This window comes from Bacteroides sp. 3_1_23 (assembly GCF_000162555.1).
GTDB classification, from domain to species: Bacteria; Bacteroidota; Bacteroidia; order Bacteroidales; family Bacteroidaceae; genus Bacteroides; species Bacteroides ovatus.
In genome coordinates this window covers 305,488-324,350 of sequence record NZ_GG774955.1, presented here as the reverse complement: position 1 = coordinate 324,350, position 18,863 = coordinate 305,488, and the positions used below count along the sequence as shown (strand labels likewise).

At 43.7% G+C, this 18,863-nt stretch carries 14 protein-coding genes; 8 read left to right on the top strand and 6 right to left on the bottom strand.

Translation table 11 applies throughout. The features are described 5' to 3' along the window. Nucleotides 1-213: 213 nt before the first annotated feature. From HMPREF9010_RS05355 to HMPREF9010_RS05370, 4 genes are all read right to left on the bottom strand, one after another. Complete coding sequence (locus tag HMPREF9010_RS05355) at nucleotides 214-5,949, bottom strand: alpha-2-macroglobulin family protein (protein WP_008650664.1); 5,736 nt, start codon at nucleotides 5,947-5,949, stop codon at nucleotides 214-216. 544 nt (nucleotides 5,950-6,493) lie between these two features. Further along, the gene (locus tag HMPREF9010_RS26395; RefSeq protein WP_004301421.1) at nucleotides 6,494-6,664 is read right to left on the bottom strand and encodes a hypothetical protein; all 171 of its coding nucleotides are present in this window, start codon (nucleotides 6,662-6,664) and stop codon (nucleotides 6,494-6,496) included. A gap of 882 nt (nucleotides 6,665-7,546) precedes the next feature. Beyond that, nucleotides 7,547-9,004, bottom strand: coding sequence for an aminoacyl-histidine dipeptidase (locus HMPREF9010_RS05365; protein ID WP_008650663.1), 1,458 nt, complete (start codon nucleotides 9,002-9,004; stop codon nucleotides 7,547-7,549). Nucleotides 9,005-9,125: 121 nt separating this feature from the next. Further along, the gene (locus HMPREF9010_RS05370; RefSeq protein ID WP_004312094.1) at nucleotides 9,126-10,112 is read right to left on the bottom strand and encodes a lysylphosphatidylglycerol synthase transmembrane domain-containing protein; all 987 of its coding nucleotides are present in this window, start codon (nucleotides 10,110-10,112) and stop codon (nucleotides 9,126-9,128) included. A gap of 116 nt (nucleotides 10,113-10,228) precedes the next feature. On the opposite strand from HMPREF9010_RS05370, the gene rsmA reads away from it, so the two are divergent. From rsmA to HMPREF9010_RS05400, 6 genes are all read left to right on the top strand, one after another. Further along, complete coding sequence (gene rsmA / locus HMPREF9010_RS05375; RefSeq protein ID WP_004312093.1) at nucleotides 10,229-11,029, top strand: 16S rRNA (adenine(1518)-N(6)/adenine(1519)-N(6))-dimethyltransferase RsmA; 801 nt, start codon at nucleotides 10,229-10,231, stop codon at nucleotides 11,027-11,029. Between the two features lie 61 nt (nucleotides 11,030-11,090). Further along, nucleotides 11,091-12,431, top strand: a complete 1,341-nt coding sequence (mgtE, locus tag HMPREF9010_RS05380; protein ID WP_004312092.1) for a magnesium transporter — start codon at nucleotides 11,091-11,093, stop codon at nucleotides 12,429-12,431. Between the two features lie 85 nt (nucleotides 12,432-12,516). Then, nucleotides 12,517-14,370, top strand: a complete 1,854-nt coding sequence (locus HMPREF9010_RS05385) for a DUF349 domain-containing protein (RefSeq protein ID WP_008650661.1) — start codon at nucleotides 12,517-12,519, stop codon at nucleotides 14,368-14,370. A 547-nt stretch (nucleotides 14,371-14,917) separates the two neighbouring features. Further along, entirely contained in the window at nucleotides 14,918-15,166 is a 249-nt protein-coding gene (locus HMPREF9010_RS05390) for a hypothetical protein (protein WP_008650660.1), read from the top strand. Nucleotides 15,167-15,252: 86 nt separating this feature from the next. Further along, complete coding sequence (locus tag HMPREF9010_RS05395) at nucleotides 15,253-15,801, top strand: hypothetical protein (protein WP_004312090.1); 549 nt, start codon at nucleotides 15,253-15,255, stop codon at nucleotides 15,799-15,801. 15 nt (nucleotides 15,802-15,816) lie between these two features. After that, nucleotides 15,817-16,137, top strand: coding sequence for a helix-turn-helix domain-containing protein (locus HMPREF9010_RS05400; protein ID WP_008650659.1), 321 nt, complete (start codon nucleotides 15,817-15,819; stop codon nucleotides 16,135-16,137). 313 nt (nucleotides 16,138-16,450) lie between these two features. Here the strand turns inward: HMPREF9010_RS05400 and HMPREF9010_RS26210 are convergent, their stop codons facing one another. After that, the gene (locus tag HMPREF9010_RS26210; protein ID WP_153882657.1) at nucleotides 16,451-16,588 is read right to left on the bottom strand and encodes a hypothetical protein; all 138 of its coding nucleotides are present in this window, start codon (nucleotides 16,586-16,588) and stop codon (nucleotides 16,451-16,453) included. Nucleotides 16,589-17,293: 705 nt separating this feature from the next. Continuing rightward, complete coding sequence (locus HMPREF9010_RS0124675; RefSeq protein WP_229091099.1) at nucleotides 17,294-17,512, bottom strand: hypothetical protein; 219 nt, start codon at nucleotides 17,510-17,512, stop codon at nucleotides 17,294-17,296. Nucleotides 17,513-17,633: 121 nt separating this feature from the next. Here HMPREF9010_RS0124675 and HMPREF9010_RS05405 point away from each other — a divergent pair, with 121 nt between their 5' ends. Both HMPREF9010_RS05405 and HMPREF9010_RS05415 read left to right on the top strand, forming a co-directional pair. Continuing rightward, nucleotides 17,634-17,885, top strand: coding sequence for a DUF4248 domain-containing protein (locus HMPREF9010_RS05405; RefSeq protein ID WP_008650657.1), 252 nt, complete (start codon nucleotides 17,634-17,636; stop codon nucleotides 17,883-17,885). A gap of 175 nt (nucleotides 17,886-18,060) precedes the next feature. Next, nucleotides 18,061-18,534, top strand: coding sequence for an N-acetylmuramoyl-L-alanine amidase (locus tag HMPREF9010_RS05415; RefSeq protein ID WP_008650656.1), 474 nt, complete (start codon nucleotides 18,061-18,063; stop codon nucleotides 18,532-18,534). The last annotated feature ends 329 nt before the right edge of the window (nucleotides 18,535-18,863 follow it).

Here is an 18,863-nt window from a genome sequence, read left to right as displayed (position 1 = left end):
CAAATGTAGGGGTTTTAGATGAGTTTTTCACCACAGATTACACAGATTAACACAGATTGGGAAAAGACTTTACTTAATAGCAGTCCTTGTAAGCCCCTGTTTATAAGAAAAAAGTTCCTCACCGACGAAGGATGCCTTCCTCGGTGAGGAACACCCTCTTCATCGGTGAGGAACGCCTCGCTCGTCGGTGAGAATAAAAATCCCCTGCCGGAACTATTTAATAATAATTGTCATCGAAGCAGAATGCGAAGCGTATTCCGGTGCATAAGCACACTGCATAGTTGCCAAACCTGTTTCGTAAGTTCCTGCACGACTGACACGGTAACTATATTCCAACACGTATACACCCTTTCCTAAATGATCGAAGAAGAAATTAGTCGATGCATCTTTGATGTCTACGTAATAGCCAAGCCCGTTGTTCCAACGATAACCGGAGATACTGCCGATCGGTTCGAAACAAGCGCCCCGCTGATCTTTCAACTGTACAAAGTCCATCGGACGGTCTACGCGGATGCTCAAACGGGAAACGACTTTATCACCTACCTGAAGAACCGTTTTGGCAGTAATAGGCTGTAATTGAGGCACGTTATTCATCGTACGCTCCACATACAACTGTTTCTCAACATTCAGGTCGCCGCCCTGTTGTTTCACATCACTGACAGGAGATTCAAATTCTGCATACACAGCTCCCCAAGCAATACCCGGATTTCTCTTTTCCACTTCAATCTTGCGGGCATCCACCACATTCTTCTGTGTGAAAGAACGTTTGATATATCCCAATCCAGGAACAGTCGTTTTACTTGGACTAACAGTTTCCAGCACTTCATTAGCAATCACAATCCGTACATCTCCCTGATTGTCGAGTAAATTAGCGCCCTTCATCAGCAATGCAAATACCGCATCGGCAGTAGCTACCGGAGAATTCCACTGTTGTGTCTGCTTTTGCTTCAACAACCAAAGTTTCATTTCTTCCACTGTATCGGTATTGCCACCTGTCTGTTCCAGCGCTTCCATCACATCTACATGAGCCTGCATCTGCATTCCGCCCCATGTATATGGATTCTCGTTGAAAGCAAAGAACATTCCCTGTTCATCTGTCTTCGTCAGATGTTCTTTCAGAGAAGCGACAAATTCCTGCGCTTCCTTCTTGCGTCCGGCTTTATCAAGCACAATGGCGGCAATCGCTTTTGTATCCATCGAAGGAGAAGTCAGCAATTCTCCTACCTTAGAAAGATAATAGGTATAAGCCGCTTTATTGGCTGCGGGTACCTGCTCTCCCGAAATAGCGATGAGATACAAATATTGCAGAATACTGCCCGAAACGCCAGTAAACTTCACACCGTCTTTCTGTGCTTTCAGGATTTCCTTATACTCGTCCAAAGCTGATTGATGAAGGTAAGCGAAAGCCTTCTGTTGCAAGGAAAGAGCCGATCCGCTTAATTTCTCACCTGTCAGCATAGCCAGACGGGCATTCAGTTCGGCGATATAGGTAGTTACAGATCGACTCCCGTTCATTCCTTTATACCAGGACCATGCCCCATTTGAGTTCTGTAACTCCTGCAATCGAGTCAAAGCTGCGATATTATTACTACGGATGTTATTCAAATCAAACAAGGTGGCGATGCGCTCTTTCTGTTGCTCTTCCGTCTGTGCTTCGAGTACCCAGGGAGACTCGGACAAAATGATATTCTTCACTTCCTGATTCTTTTGCAGATTGCTCAAGAACGTTTCTTTCGTACCTCCTTGCAGTTTCCAACTTTCAAATACCGCTTTGATCTTCGGCTGACTGTTCATGATAAACGAAGCCAATGTATTGGCATAGTAGGCAGTAGCCCAGGAAATAGCGTTATTACTTGTCGGAAGACTCAATGAAGGCAATGCCTGAACGGCATACCAAGCCGGGTTTCCTGTAAATTCAACAGTTAGTTTACGATCTGTGGCTGTTTTACTTTGTTGATTGAACAGATGATCGAGTGAGAAAGTACGGGTTTCTTCTCCACGCACTGGCATTGGAAGTGTCTCCACCAAATGCTCTTTATTGCTAAGAACCGGAAGCAACTGTTGTTCTCCATCGCTGAAAGTACCACTGTCGGCAATCATCCGGCATCCCACTATTTCGTATTTATCACTAACGATAAACTGGAAGTCCACACCCATTGTCTTTCCGGCAGCAAGGCTGAATTTCTGTTTTTGTGTACTGATAACCTTCTCTGTCATCGGGTCAAAAAGGACCAGACTGACCGTTCCGGCTTGCGGCTTACCAGTCATATTAGAGATAGAAGCTGCCAGAGAAGTCTTATCACCCACACGCACAAAACGAGGGAGATTAGGAGTCAGCATAAATTCTTTGCTTGTGGTAGCTTCGCCATCCAATGTTCCCGTCAACATTCCCTTTGTATGAGAATATCCACGGAAGTTCCAACGCGTCAGACTTTCAGGCATCGTGAATGAGAAAGAGATCTCTCCCTGTTCATTGGTGCGAAGTTGAGGATAGAAGAATGCTGTTTCTGCTAAATTGGTACGCAAGTCAGCAGATGCTTCGGGAAGCATTTCGTTGTCAGATGCCTCATCCGCTTTTTCTCCCGTGGGTATCATTTCCGATTGAAATTCAACATTAGTCATGGCATCAGCAGCCATAGCCGATTTCATCTTTGGCGCATTACTCCTTAAAGTTGCAACGTCCAATGTCGAAACGCTACCTGTCACCGTCAACTTTCTCGTCGAGCCATATCCTCTCACTATTACTTCACCCAAATCTCTTCCATTATTATAATAGTCCGATAGCATCACAAAATGGTCATACTCCAGTGATGGCACTTTGAGACTCTTCGTATTCCACCAGTAGTTGAATGAATTATTGCCGGAATATCCACTCATCCAGTTAGAATATGGGACAATCTGGTTATAATAGATTTGGAAATTCTGTTGCCGATTCCATATTTTATCCAAGGAAGCATCATACATCGTTGCCAGCATTTCCGCGTTAGCAGCTTGTCCTTGCGGCGTTTTAATCGTCAGCTTCCATTCTTCCTTTTGTCCCGGACGCAATTTATCACGGAACACTTCCCACTTCATAGTCAGTGTCTTATCAGGAATCCGTTTGGTCAGCCGCACCTGTTCCTGATAAACCTGTCCGTCCCTCACCATACAGAGATTCACAAAGACACCATCCCCATAACTTTCCCGATATGGATACTCGAAACGTACAATCGTATCTGACAAATTCAACGTCTTGCTCTCCAGCAATTTATCACCGGAAAATACATTCATCATCACATAAGCATCTTTTTTCGACGTACCGAAACAGAACACGGCCGGATGGGCAGCATCAAATTCCGTATTTGCACCATAGAACCACATCGTCGTTTCTACAGGCGGACGTTTGTCCTCAACAGAGAAAAGAATCGTGTTGGTGTCAGCAGTCACTTCCTTGCCCTGATTATCTTTCACTGATGCTTTCAGCACATAAGGTCCCGATGGAAGATTCTTCCAGTCGAGCGTCATGTCTTCATTAGAAGTAAAGGTTCCCGTTGCAACCGGTTTCTCTTCCAACTGCTTAAAGTCCTTGTCTTTGGCAGGGTACAAGTAATAATTCCCCTTCACCTCCACAGGTTGTCCATTCAGGTTCTGCACTTTAAACATTGTTTCGAAGGGTTGATCCTTGCAAGTCTTATCTTGCAATTCCACCTGCAAAATCAACGAACGGTTTCCTGCCGAAATCACGTCCGTAGAAGATTGTGTTTCACCTGCCACATTGGTAACAGTGGCCTCAATGGAATAACGATAATATACCTTATCATTATTCTTATAAGAGTCACTTTCCTGCAAACGAACCGGTATCGTGAATTCTCCATTCTCATTGGCCATCACTTCACCGGAAGCAATCTGCACAGATTCCGCAAACCGCCAAAGGCTGTATGCAGAACGCTTTACCGTATATTTCACCGGAAGATCCTGAAGCAGCACACCACTATAAGATTGTACCTTACCCTTCACCTGTACCTCATCACCCAGTTTGTAACTTCCTTGTTGCTTTTCAAAAGTGATATCAAATGTCGGACGTTTATAATCTTCTACCCGAATGCCTGTATGGTCTCTTCCCGCTTTCAAAGAAAACATTCCGTTCAAACAGGCCGAAGGCAATGCGAAATCGGTGGTAAACGAACCGAACTCATTGGTACGTACCGACTTCTGCCCTACTTCCTGATTGTTTACATCCAATAAAGTCACCGTATATTCCTTGTTCGGAAGTACATTCGCCGTATCCGATTGTTGAGAATAAGCAATTCCCTTCACATACACAGTCTGTCCGGGACGATACAAAGAACGGTCGGTCAATAAAGTCATATTTTCAGTCACTTTATCTTCGTCGCCGTAATATCCGTAACTTCCTGCATAAATGCCTTGTTTCGGCATTGCCGTATCCGTCCCCTTGGAAGCTTTCAGATAGCGGTATTCGGATTTCCAGGGAAATACGACCTTACCCTCTTCGTTTGTCGTAAACTCCTGCAACACTTTTTCGTCATTACTGTACATCGTCACTTTCGCATGGGGAATAGGATACCCTGTCTGTCCATCCAGCGTCACCACTTGATACTGTTTGTCCGGCAAACGGCATGTCAGCACTTTGAAACGTGTTACATCAAACTTGCTTTCACTATCTCTCTTCGCACGAATATCCGGTATGATACGCATCACGTAAGATCCAAGTTCAGGAGCTTTGAATGTAAACACAGTGTCCTGCGTCTGATAATCTTTCGGACGAAGCACAGCGTAATGTTGTTCCTTTATCAGTTTCTTCGCCTGATAAAGACGGACAGTGAAACCATCCAGATTTTTGTGTGAGACCCTTAATTCTATCTCTTCGTTCGGAAAAGCCAAATCGGATGCATTAACATTCAAATAAGGAGCCAATATCTCTTCCCGAAGATTCTTCAAAGCATTGATTCTGCGATAGCCTGGATAAAGGCGGATTGCCTCATCGCAAAGCTGCAATGCATTGAGCTGCTGTTGTTTTCCAATAGTATACCGGGCTTCTGCCAAATAGACTTCGGCACAGATCGGTTCGGAAGCATACTTGCTTTTCAATGTGTTCAAAGCTTTCAGATAAGTATCTTCCGTCAGTACCGGAAGTTCGCCCTTAGCCTGCAGAGGTCGAATATTCCGATCAGCATTCCATCTCCATTCCAGGTAGTTAAGTGCTGTCAACACATAACCTTCTTTTAATCCGGTTGCTTTATAAGCGGAAATCATTTTCCCATAAATAGCTATTATATCTTGTTTGACCGGATTCACAGTACCGTCATTAGTAATCCTGTTACCCAATTCTTCCACCCGTTGCAGTGCTTCAATGCTACGGGAAGCCAATAAATGATACATATCATGGTGATAGTATTCGCTCGTTTCCCCCAGTTTTACAAAAGGAATATAGCCGCGTGAGGACGTTTTGAGCAGCAATACAGAATCGGCCAATGCCTCCTTTATATTTGTCCGCACTTTTTCGATGAACATATTGGCTGTCCATTCACGCATATCGGTAGCAGGTGTCTGGTCTACGATTTCTGTCCGTTGGCGGAGTTGCCACTGATTGCTGGCTGCATAATCTGCATAGATTCCCGCTATCAAAGAGTGTAGGATGGCGCGATCCATTGGTTGGTCAGTCTGTTTCACCCATTGTTCCAGTCCTTTCAAATCAGCGTAAAGACTGTCGGGATTCAACATTTCCCGATATTTCATCCGCCACGTATATGCTTTGAGCATTTGTGGAGAGTTTTTCTCTTTTTCCCCTTTCTGATAAATCTCATCAGTCAGTTTTATCACAGTCTTAGGCAAGCTCTTTTTCTCCGCTTGCTCCACTTCTTTCCATAATTTGTCGAAAGTTTGTGCCTGTACCGCCGGAATCACTCCCAACCATAGCAGCACCATCATACAAATTTGCTTTACTTTCATAATCTTTCTAGTTTAAGTTTGCTATAAGTCTCACTCTTATAAATAACAAAGTAAGGAAATAAAGTTTAAAGATTTGTACTTTTTAGCTTAAAAAAAGCTTTTATCAAGCTATCAGCCCCATACCATATTGTATAAACATTAGCCTATTAATCAACTCGCTCTGGAATAAAATAAAAAGTCCAAAAACTGCCACTCGGTTTATTATTTAATTGAAAAGTTTATCTTCTGCAATAAGATTCACCTATCTCTTACAAGTTCATAAATGCAAAAGTATCTTGCACCTTACACTAAACCAGCGATAGTCAACTGATATACAAGTATTTGAAGCAGTGCAAGATACCGTTGCAGATGCGTGCAAGATAGAGGTATCTTACACACTGTCTCGTTTATAAGAATCCGGGCATATTCATAGAAGACACTCAATAATTTGCAGCACCTCTACATAAAATGACTTGTTCATGCCGGTGAATAAGCTGTTTTATGCCTTGAGACCAACAGTTTCAAGTAATGAAACTACCAGTTTCACACCGGAAAACTAAGTGTTTCAAGCGTATGAAACAAACTGTTCACAAGCTTGAAACTGATTTTCCCCTATGGAGAAGCCAATCGAAACCTTACGGAATACAATTAATTCATCCGTATCTATTATCTCGTTCAGCCTGTTATTCCAGATAATATTACGCCAGTTATCAGACACAAATACATCATCTTTCATGTATTAGTACCAGACAAATCAGCATACAACTTACTATAAATCAACTATTAAGCACTTATTACAGGTATAATTGTAGGGTGAGAGTAAAAATTACCCTCACCCTACAATCACAGTTACCCTCACCCTTTGTAACATCGATGAACAAAGGCTTTCAAGTGATTCGGTGAGGGTGTGATAGTAAAATCAGCCAAACTCGCATGTGATACATTCCAGCCCAAGTGGCAAAAGACAGTGTACCCAAACACAGAAATTAAAGGAGGAACTGATACTGAAACAGATCCCCCGCCACAGTTGTTAGCTAAAACAACTCTATATAAAATTTTAGATATAAAAAATGGGGATATCGTATTTAATAACGTATCCCCACTCTAAACTTAGTTAATGTACTTGTTCTCATTTCTCAATTCTGTACCCCCATGAAAGCATTTCATTACGACCTACTTCACTAAGGATTTTTCTAACTAAAGAACCCATTTTCTTTGCCATAATCTTTAAATCTTTTAAATTACTAATTCCTGAAAACTAAAAATAAAACTTACTTGTTTGGTTTGGTATTAATTGTTGAATATCCCCAAACATGTACATCGGCTTCGCCGATCTTTCTAAACAATCTTTTTAAACTTTTCATTTTGTTATCCTCCTAATTACATGTTTTACAACACAAAAATACAGCCTTTGTTTATACATTGATCTAAAAAAGAGAGAAATTTATGTTTTATAGCATATTTCTTGATTTGCATCAATTGATTTATTTGTTATAAAGCAGAATTGTAATATACGCTGCAATAAATATGAAAAAAAGGCACAGATGAAATATCATCCGTGCCTTCACTATGGTCACCTATTATATAATAGGAGAATATTTATATAAAGAGAAATACGTTATTTCATTGGAGTTTGCTCCAAAGTTGCCACCAGGAAGTCATAGAACTTCTGTACGGTAGGAATCAACGCTCTTTCGTCCGGTGAATGCGGTGAACGCAAAGTCGGACCAAAAGAAATCATGTCCAATCCCGGAATAATAGCACCGATAATACCACATTCCAAGCCAGCGTGAATCACTTTCACTGCAGGTTCTACACCAAACTGTTGTTTATAGGATGACTTCATCGCATGCAAAATCGGAGAATTTACATCAGGTTGCCAACCGGAATATCCGCCTGCCATCTCTACCTTCATCCCTGCCATAGAGAAACAAGACTCCAGGCTGGTAGTCAGATATTCTTTCATGCTATCGCTTGAACTGCGAGCCAGAATCTTAATGGCTGCCTTTCCTTCACCAATCGTTATAATAGCAAGGTTGGAAGAAGTTTCTACCGTATCTGGAACAGTAGGGATCATACGTGTCACACCGTTCTGACAAGCAAAGATTGCATCAATCAGATTGTCCTGAATTTCTTCAGGTACTTCACCGGCAGGAAGTTCTACACGTTCAGCCGTAAAACTGATCGGAGTTTCAATAGCTGAATATTCTTCGTTGAACAGGTTTTCGCAGTATTTCACCAAGCCCAGCAGTTCTTCTTCATTTTCAGCCGGAATGGCAATAACCGCATGTGCTTCACGTGGGATAGCATTACGCATATTACCACCTTCCCAGCTAGCCAAACGGGCTTCATAGCTGGCAACCGCCTCACGAACGAAACGAACCAGCAACTTATTGGCATTGGCACGTCCTTCATTGATTTCCAATCCCGAATGTCCGCCGCGTAATCCTTTCAAAGTAACTTTCACTGCGATATCTCCTGCTTCGGGAGCTACTTCCTTATATTCCAGGGTAGCAGTTACATCCATACCTCCAGCACAACCAATATACAACTCGCCTTCATCTTCCGAATCCAGATTCAAAAGAATCTCTCCGTTCAGTGTACCCGGTTTCAAGCCGAACGCACCGTACATGCCGGTTTCTTCGTCTTTCGTGATAAGAGCTTCCAAAGGACCGTGTTTCAGGTCTTTTGCTTCCAACACGGCCATAATAGCAGCTACACCCAGTCCGTTGTCTGCACCCAGAGTAGTGCCTTTTGCTTTTACCCAGTCACCGTCTATATAAGTTTCAATCGGATCTTTTTCAAAATCGTGTACAGTATCGTTGTTCTTCTGCGGAACCATATCCATGTGCGCCTGAAGAATCACACCTTTCCGGTTTTCCATACCCGGAGTGGCAGGTTTACGGATAATCACATTACCTGCTTCGTCTACAAAAGACTCCAGCCCCAGCTCTTTTCCGAAACCTAAAAGAAATGCTGTAATCTTTTCCATGTGTCCTGACGGACGGGGAATCTGTGTCAACGAATAAAAATGCTTCCACACGTTCTGTGGAGCTAAAGAAAGAATGGTACTCATAATAAATATTTTAAAACTATTTTAAATCTGATAATTAAACAGTGCCAAGTTATGGAAAAGTTTTCAGATGACAAAGGAGGTTGGCAAAAACATGTAAGAATATACACTTTTAGCTAAAAATTTACGCCCGATGTCTATTGGTGAACGGCAGAGCAGCCAAGCCGTACACACCCAATAAAACAACCAAAAAGGTTTGAATACCGTGTACAATCAGGGCAAATATTCCGGCATCCGTCACGTTTACTCCATAAAGCATCATCATAGAAATGATGGCAAAATGCCAGGGTCCCGCTCCGTTAGGGGTAGGCACAATTACGGCAAACGTGCCGCCGACAAACATGACCAATGCCGCAAGGATACCCAAATGTGCCGTAAAGGCAAAGCAATAGAATGTAAAATAGAAATGGAGAAAGTAACAAGCCCAAATAGCCAGTGTATAAAAAATAAAGAGGGGAATGTTGCGCACGCCTTTTAAAGACATAATTCCTTCCCATATATTCAATACAAATCCTTTCACCCGTTCATAGAAGAACAGCGTTTTTCTTAAATAATAAAGAAGTATCACCACACCAATAAAACAAAACAGAATGATATAAAACCATACCGAAGTCAAAAGGTGGATTAATGAAGGGATTTTCGTTCCGGTCTGCTGAAGGAAAGTGACGAATATCGGTAATTGGAGCAATACAGTGATGCCTGTGATGAGGAGAATAGTCAACGTATCGACCAACCGCTCCGTAACGACTGTTCCCAACGACTTGGCAAACGAGACATTATCATATTTCGCCAACACTCCGCAACGGCTCACCTCCCCGATCCGGGGAACCACCAGACTGGCAGCGTATGAAATGAAGATAGCATTCACGCAATCGCTCTTTTTCGGGAAAGCGTCCAACGGTTCCAATGTTTGTCTCCACCGCCAACCACGAAAGACTTGTGCAAACACTCCGAACAATAACGAGAAGAGCATCCACCACCAATTTGTACCGTGTAACAACACATCGCCCGCTTTTGTAAAATCAAAGTCGCGATATACCCAGAATAAGATAAAGCCGCCTAAAACAACCGGTAATATCAGTTTCAGCGTCTTTTTTAATAGTTTCTTCATCCTTAATTCTTCATTAGCTTCGCTGACACATCATTTATTTTTTAATAAATAGTGGTACGTTCTTCATTTAAAAGAATTACCTTTGTCAGCTGCAAAAGTAATTATTTAGTTGGTAAATGAAATTAGTAAAGCCTAAAAAGTTTCTCGGACAACACTTTCTGAAAGATCTGAAAGTTGCGCAAGATATTGCCGATACAGTCGACACCTTCCCCGAACTGCCTATTTTAGAGGTGGGGCCGGGTATGGGAGTATTGACCCAGTTTCTAGTAAAGAAAGACCGATTGGTAAAGGTCGTAGAAGTTGACTATGAGTCGGTTGCTTATCTTCGCGAAGCCTATCCGTCACTGGAAGACCACATCATCGAGGATGACTTCTTGAAAATGAATCTTCACCGGTTGTTCGACGGGAAGCCTTTCGTACTGACTGGTAATTACCCGTATAATATTTCCAGCCAAATCTTTTTCAAGATGCTGGACAACAAAGATATCGTCCCCTGTTGCACGGGAATGATTCAAAAAGAGGTAGCCGAACGTATTGCAGCCGGACCGGGCAGCAAGACATACGGTATCCTTAGCGTATTGATACAGGCATGGTATAAAGTGGAATATTTGTTCACTGTCAGCGAACACGTGTTCAATCCGCCTCCCAAAGTGAAAAGTGCTGTTATCCGTATGACACGCAACGAGACTAAAGAGTTGGGATGCGACGAAAAACTGTTCAAGCAAGTAGTGAAAACGACCTTCAACCAGCGACGGAAAACATTGCGCAACTCCATCAAACCTATTTTAGGCAAAGATTGTCCGCTCACGGAGGACATCTTATTTAATAAACGCCCGGAACAACTATCGGTAGCCGAATTTATCGATCTGACCAATAAAGTGGAAGAAGCATTAAAGACAGCCGGCAACGCCCAATAATTGGCGGGCAACAGTGAGCAGAGAACTGGATTTTGTAATTCGTAATTTGTAATTGACAACGATGAACGAGGAATACATTGACAACGTTAAACACCTTATTGAGCAAAAAGACGCCGACAAGGTAAAAGGTCTTCTCATCGACCTCCATCCGGCCGACATCGCCGAATTGTGCAATGACCTGAATGCGGAAGAGGCTAAGTTCGTCTATCGCCTGCTCGATAACGAAATTGCCGCCGACGTGCTTGTCGAAATGGACGAAGATGCTCGTAAAGAGCTGCTCGAAATGCTTCCTTCGGAGACAATCGCCAAACGCTTCGTTGACTACATGGACACGGATGATGCCGTAGACCTGATGCGTGAACTCGATGAAGACAAGCAGGAAGAGGTTCTTTCGCACATCGAGGACATCGAACAGGCAGGAGACATCGTCGACTTGTTGAAATACGACGAAAATACCGCCGGTGGTTTGATGGGTACGGAAATGGTACTTGTCAACGAAAACTGGAGTATGCCCGAATGTCTGAAAGAGATGCGGCAACAGGCGGAAGAACTGGACGAAATCTATTATGTATATGTCATTGACGATGACGAACGTCTGCGAGGTATCTTCCCGCTCAAAAAGATGATTACTTCCCCTTCTGTATCGAAAGTGAAACACGTGATGCAGAAAGATCCGATTTCGGTACACGTAGATACTCCCATTGACGAGGTAGTACAGGCGATTGAGAAGTATGACTTGGTGGCTATCCCCGTTGTCGACAGTATCGGTCGGCTTGTGGGACAAATCACCGTCGACGACGTCATGGATGAAGTCCGTGAGCAGTCGGAACGTGACTATCAGTTGGCATCCGGTCTTTCGCAGGACGTAGAAACAGACGATAATGTATTGAGACAGACCACCGCCCGCCTCCCCTGGTTATTAATCGGTATGATCGGCGGAATCGGCAACTCTATGATATTGGGTAATTTCGACTCCACCTTTGCTGCCCATCCCGAAATGGCACTGTATATACCGCTGATCGGTGGTACAGGAGGAAATGTCGGAACACAATCTTCGGCAATCATCGTACAGGGTTTGGCAAACAGCTCGCTGGACGCTAAAAACACGTTCAAGCAGATAACCAAGGAATCGGTAGTAGCTTTAATTAATGCCACTATTATCTCCTTATTAGTATACACCTACAACTTTATCAGGTTCGGCGCAACGGCTACGGTCACCTATTCCGTATCCATCAGCCTGTTTGCCGTGGTAATGTTCGCTTCTATTTTCGGGACACTGGTACCGATGACGCTGGAGAAGTTCAAAATCGATCCAGCCATTGCAACAGGTCCGTTTATAGCCATTACAAATGACATCATCGGAATGATGTTGTACATGGGAATAACCGTTTTATTGTCATAAAAACACGATAAACAAAAAAAAATAAGCAAAATAGTATGAAGTAATCGTTTTATTTCATTAATTTGTGACCCAAAACTAATATACAATGATGGACGCTCATGACACTAATCAACCCTTGAACCAAGGGGAATTAGAAGAAGAAAAGAAAACAGTCGAGGTTTCTGAAGCTATTACAGAGACTCCGGCTGAAGATGTTACTGCCGAAGTTCAACCTGAAGCAGCTCCTAAACCTGCCACTAAGGAAGATGTACTAAACCAGCTAAAAGAGCTTGCGCAAGACGCTGAAAATGCGAACAAGCAGGAAATTGACAATCTGAAACAATCATTCTACAAGTTACATAATGCCGAGTTGGAAGCTGCTAAGGTACAGTTTACAGACAACGGTGGAAACATTGAAGATTTTGTTGCCGAAGAGGACCCGACGGAAGAAGAATTCAAACGCCTGATGGGGGTTATCAAGGAAAAACGCAGCAAACAGGTTGCCGAGCTGGAACGCCAAAAGGAAGAAAACCTGCAAGTGAAACTTTCCATTATTGAAGAACTGAAAGAATTGGTGGAATCCGGAGATGACGCCAACAAATCTTATACGGAGTTCAAGAAGCTGCAACAGCAATGGAATGACACAAAACTGGTGCCGCAAGGTAAAGTGAATGAACTTTGGAAAAACTATCAATTATATGTAGAGAAGTTCTACGATTTATTGAAACTGAACAATGAATTCCGCGAATATGACTTCAAAAAGAATCTGGAAATCAAAACGCATCTCTGCGAAGCTGCCGAAAAGTTGGCTGACGAGGAAGATGTTGTTTCCGCTTTCCACCAACTTCAGAAGTTGCATCAGGAGTTCCGCGATACAGGTCCGGTAGCCAAAGAACTGCGTGATGAAATCTGGAATCGGTTCAAAGCAGCTTCTACCGCTGTCAACCGCCGCCATCAGCAGCACTTTGAATCGCTGAAAGAAGCCGAACAGCATAATTTGGATCAAAAGACCGTCATCTGCGAAATCGTTGAAGCGATTGAGTATGATGAACTGAAAACATTCTCTGCCTGGGAAAACAAGACCCAGGAAGTGATTGCCCTGCAAAACAAATGGAAAACCATTGGTTTTGCGCCCCAAAAGATGAATGTGAAGATCTTCGAGCGTTTCCGCCATGCCTGCGATGATTTCTTCAAGAAGAAAGGAGAATTCTTCAAGAGTCTGAAAGAAGGAATGAACGAGAATCTGGAAAAGAAGAAAGCGCTCTGCGAAAAAGCGGAAGCCTTGAAAGACAGTACAGACTGGAAAGTAACTGCCGATGCACTGACCAAACTTCAAAAAGAATGGAAGACCATCGGACCGGTTGCCAAGAAACACTCGGATGCTATCTGGAAACGGTTTATCACAGCTTGCGACTACTTCTTCGAACAAAAGAACAAAGCTACTTCTTCACAACGCTCCGTAGAAACAGAGAATATGGAAAAGAAGAAAGCGTTGATCGAGAAGTTATCCGCTATTGATGAAAGCATGGATACCGAAGAAGCAAGTACCTTGGTTCGGGATTTAATGAAAGAGTGGAACTCTATCGGTCATGTGCCGTTCAAAGAAAAAGATAAGTTATACAAGCAGTATCACGGAATCATCGATCAGCTATTCGACCGCTTTAACATCAATGCTTCCAACAAGAAGTTAAGTAGCTTCCGTTCGAATATCAGCAATATTCAGGGAAGCGGCACTCAATCTCTGTACAGAGAACGCGAAAAGCTGGTACGTACTTATGAGAATATGAAGAATGAGCTTCAGACTTATGAGAACAATCTAGGCTTCCTGACTTCTACTTCTAAGAAAGGCAGCAGCCTGCTGACTGAATTGAACCGCAAGGTAGATAAGTTGAAAGCAGACTTGGAACTGGTATTACAAAAGATCAAAGTAATCGATGAATCAATAAAAGCAGAAGAATAAGAGTTCTGCCCGATTTAGAAAAATTAGAAACAGGTTTTATACTCACTTGAGCTATAAAACCTGTTTTTCTTTTCTACTAAACAAGACGACAGCCAGTTTAAGGATTTATTCTTTATCAATCAACCGCACGGCTTTTCATAAGATTAGCATTTTTCGAACTATCAACGTGCATTCGTGTCACCGAATTAGCCACCGAATTAGCGTCAACTTTTTTCGGATGGTATTTGTCAAAGCACAAAAAAACCCGCTAAAATTGCATTTTTAGCGGGTTTTTGTCAGTAAAAAGCTGGTGTTTTGTTGGGCTACCTGCCCTCAAACTTTAATTCCTTTATAGTCTCATTCATAATGAATTAACAGCTTCCTATTTTCGTAGTGTCACCGAATTAGACACCGACTTTGGCAAAAACCCTCTTTTAATATCCCATTGAGGATTCAAGTTTTGTAATACAAAGGTATCGTTTTTAATCGGATAAACCTAATTAAAGTGACAAATAACGATAAATATCGCATTTAATTTATTAACTTCACAGCGTAAAAAATATAAATTATGCAAAATAACAGGTATCAGAATTCTTATATTAAAGGCTTAAAAAGAAATGTTATCAATAATACCATAGCAGGAATCGTTATAGCAGGAATAATATTCATTATACAACTGATAGGAGGCTGCGAACAACCGGAAATAACTCATCGAAAAACTCTCATTGACAGCCTGCAAATAAACACGAATGATGAAATTAATGACTGGGACACAGACACCACCATCTACCATACAACCACTAAACCAACTAAATAAAACATTTTTCTTGCTAAATAATCAACCTATAAGTTTATTATCTCGTTATTTTTGCGTATCTTTGTCTTACTATAAAACAAGGAGATATGACATTTGACGACATTACTGGAGATAGAAAATTATGGGCTGTACACTTTGAAGGCGAGGATGATAACGAACTTTATAAGGTGTTCAACAACTGGGCGGACGTGGTTTGGCTACGTGCTTTCTTCAAGGAGAACATTGACGACTTGAACGCCTACTTTAAAATAACAGACATAAAAGAAGCTATCAGCGATACGATTGAAGATAGTGAACGCCTTCGATACATCATAATGGACATCTCCCCGGAAACCGATTTAAGCAAAATATTCCGCCCGCTGGACAACAACCAGGCTTCGGATGTGATGCTGCAAAAAGAAAAGGCCCGGTTAAAACGTAAATACGGTCACTCGTCATGGCTCCGGCTATACGCTATCAAATTGATTCAAGGCAACTACATCATCACCGGAGGCGCCATCAAGCTGACGGCTACGATGCAGGAAAGAGAGCACACCAGGCAGGAACTTGTGAAAATAGACAAAGTCCGACGCTACCTGCTGGAAGAAGGAATTATTGATGACGAAGGGTTTATAGAGTATATTAGTGAATTATAATTTGGGAGGAATAGTATGGAAAATAGTATGAAATCTATCGCACAAAGGCTTGAAGAACATTCTTCTCCAACGCCTTCGAAATGGCGTGAGCTGTTTGACTTCCTTGAAACAAACAAGTCTTGGCTCCGACATTCGCAAAATATTGCCATGCTGATGCTGGACAGGATGGAAGAATTAGGAATGAGCCAAAAGCAATTGGCTGAAAAAATGAATTGCAGCCCGCAATACATTTCAAAGGTGTTGAGAGGACGGGAGAACCTTTCACTCGAAACTTTGACCAAGATTGAAAACGCACTGGAAATCTCGATTATCAAAGAGGAACCGATGGCTGTATAGCTCACCCCGGCTGCAGTAGGAAAGATTTGCTATCAGATTTTTCCGGATCAACTACTGCAGCTCGGGAATAGTGCTAGCAAATGTTTCGTCCTGGAAGAAGCCGGCTGCCGGATTCTGCTAGCAGTTGGCAGGGGATAACAGGTTGATGAAGCCGGGATCCTGCCAGGTATGTGCTAGCAAACTGGAAAAAAGTCATGCTTGAAACTTTTCGTCTGATTGCTCACCGTGCCGCCGTGTGGTTCGTGGCAATGCGTGCAGCGGGAATACCGCCACCCACAAAGCCCCGCTCCCCACAGCAGCACTCCGTCAGTGTTTAATCGGAACATTCCTTCACCGGCAGCGTATCTCGGACGTTCAGTGTTTCTGTGCACCGTGCCGCTTTCCTTGCTTTCCCGTAGCCGTCGGACTGGCGCAAAGAAAGCCGCCCTACGGCAGTGTTTCTATGGGACATTCTTGGGGAAAGTTTCTTTAAAGTTACTCCGGTGTATAATAGTCGAGGCTTGCCAAGTGGGTGATTACAGAAGTTACTACCGTCTTATATCCGGCTCCGGTTGCCGCTCCCTCACTTGCCGAATACAGCAAAGGAAGCAGCACCCTATGCGATGGGCACCCTTTCGGATGATATCCTTAGCGGAATGTAATCCCTTGCGGCACGGGTGACAGCTGCGATGCCCGGTGCGGTTTCGCTCCGCCCGGCACTAACGCCGGGACTAAGGCGAGAATCCGCTACCTCTTTTCGTCTGACTATAGGAACGGGCTGTTAGTCAGGAGTGCAGCCCTGCGGTGCGGGGTTCCCGTGTTTTATGATTGAGCGGGTTTGTCCGTTTGAACTAGAGGCGTCGAAAGCTTTCGCCGCCGTGCTGACGTGATGTTGCTAGCGCCGTGGTCTTCCGGTTTTTCTAGTGGAGTGCAGCTTTTGCGCAGGAAATCCGGAAGAGCAATTATGTTTAATTAGTCACAAAACCGTTCCGGATTTTGTGCTTTAATTCAACATAACAGCATCTTCCAAATATTCCTGCTGTTTGCGGGCTTTTCCGTTGTTTCAGGAACGGGCATAAAGTTACTCCGTTTAATGTCCACCCTTGCGGACTGCGCCCTGCGGAATGTAAACGCCACCACTGTGGCGGCAAGCCGCCACCCCGACCACACCCCTTAGTTACTCCTGCCTTTCCCGGTTTCCGGCAGGGTTTCCGACTTCTTGCGGGTTTCCTGTTCCTGCGGGCTGCGCCTGGCGGCGTGCCCGGCTGACTGTTTGCACCCTGCGGACAGTCTTTGCAGAATATCGGAGATTCCCGGCGGTCGGCTTCGCCGTCCGCTTCACGAAGCGGGGCAGACGCCCCGCCGAAAAGTTACGGACAAAAGAAATTCGTGACAATTGCCCGAATATCACAAATTTCCTCTGCCAACAAACATATATAACTATATCTACCAAGTATACAGGTGACAACCAGCCACTAAAAAGCCTATCTTTACATCTGTAAACCAACACTATAATTATGTATACCAACATGCACCAACAAAACAACTGCCAAAGTTTGACCAACCGTAGCTACGGTTTCAAAGAACTGGCCGTTCTCTATTTCCCGAATATTGCACCTGCGTCCGCTTCTATCCGCCTCAAACAGTGGATAAAGGACGACACCGAACTACTCGAAGCATTGCAAGAAACAAACTACCAGTTAAGTAACCGCATCCTCACCCCCAAACAAAAGGAACTGATAACCATCTCTTTCGGCTCACCCTTTTAAACCCTAGCGCAGCAGCTCCTACGGCTACAGCCCGAACCCTCTTCGCTAGGGGAACGCCCTGCGGCAAGGGGGAAGAGCACTTCCCCCGACAAGCGTCTCCCCCAAAGGGGGACGGAAGGGGGTAGAACAAGAATACACAACTAAAAATCATCCACATAATCACCCACAAAAAACAATGATTAAACAAAGAAACATCACCCTGATTGTGGTGCACTGCACCGCATCCCGTTGCACAAGCAACCTCACCCCGGAAGCCCTCGACTCCATGCACAAACGCCAAGGCTTTGCCGAATGTGGCTATCACTATTACATCACCAAAGACGGAACAATACATCACATGCGCGACATCACCCATGTCGGCGCCCACGCCAAAGGCTACAACACTCCGTCGATAGGAGTTGCCTACGAAGGAGGCCTGGACGCTTCCGGACATGCCGCCGATACCCGCACCGACGCACAAAAACAAAGCCTTGAAACCCTTCTCCGCTTCCTGCTGCTCACCTACCACGGAGCAAAGATTTGCGGTCACCGCGACCTCTCGCCCGACCTCAACCACAACGGTACCATAGAACCCTGCGAGTACATCAAACAATGCCCCTGCTTCTGTGTCTCCGTCGAATACGGGTATTTAGCAGTGAACGGTGAGTGATGAACACGTAGATATACGCACGAAAGCGCAGCCACTAATCGGTAACCATTAACCGTTCATCGCTCTCTTCTACCTTTGCGGGAAACAATTAAAAAGGAGGTCATTATGAAACCATTTTGGAGAACGACGTTGAAGGTATTGAAAGTTATCGGTAAAATTTTTGTTTGGCTCACCGGGGCAGACAGTCCCGTGAAAGACGATGAAAAGAGAAACGATTAAGGAGTAAACTTTACGATCGGAGTGAAAACCCCTGTTTGGAGGGCTGCGGAATACAAACCGCAGCCCTTTTTTCATGTACATAATCGTATGATGAAACACGTATCATCACA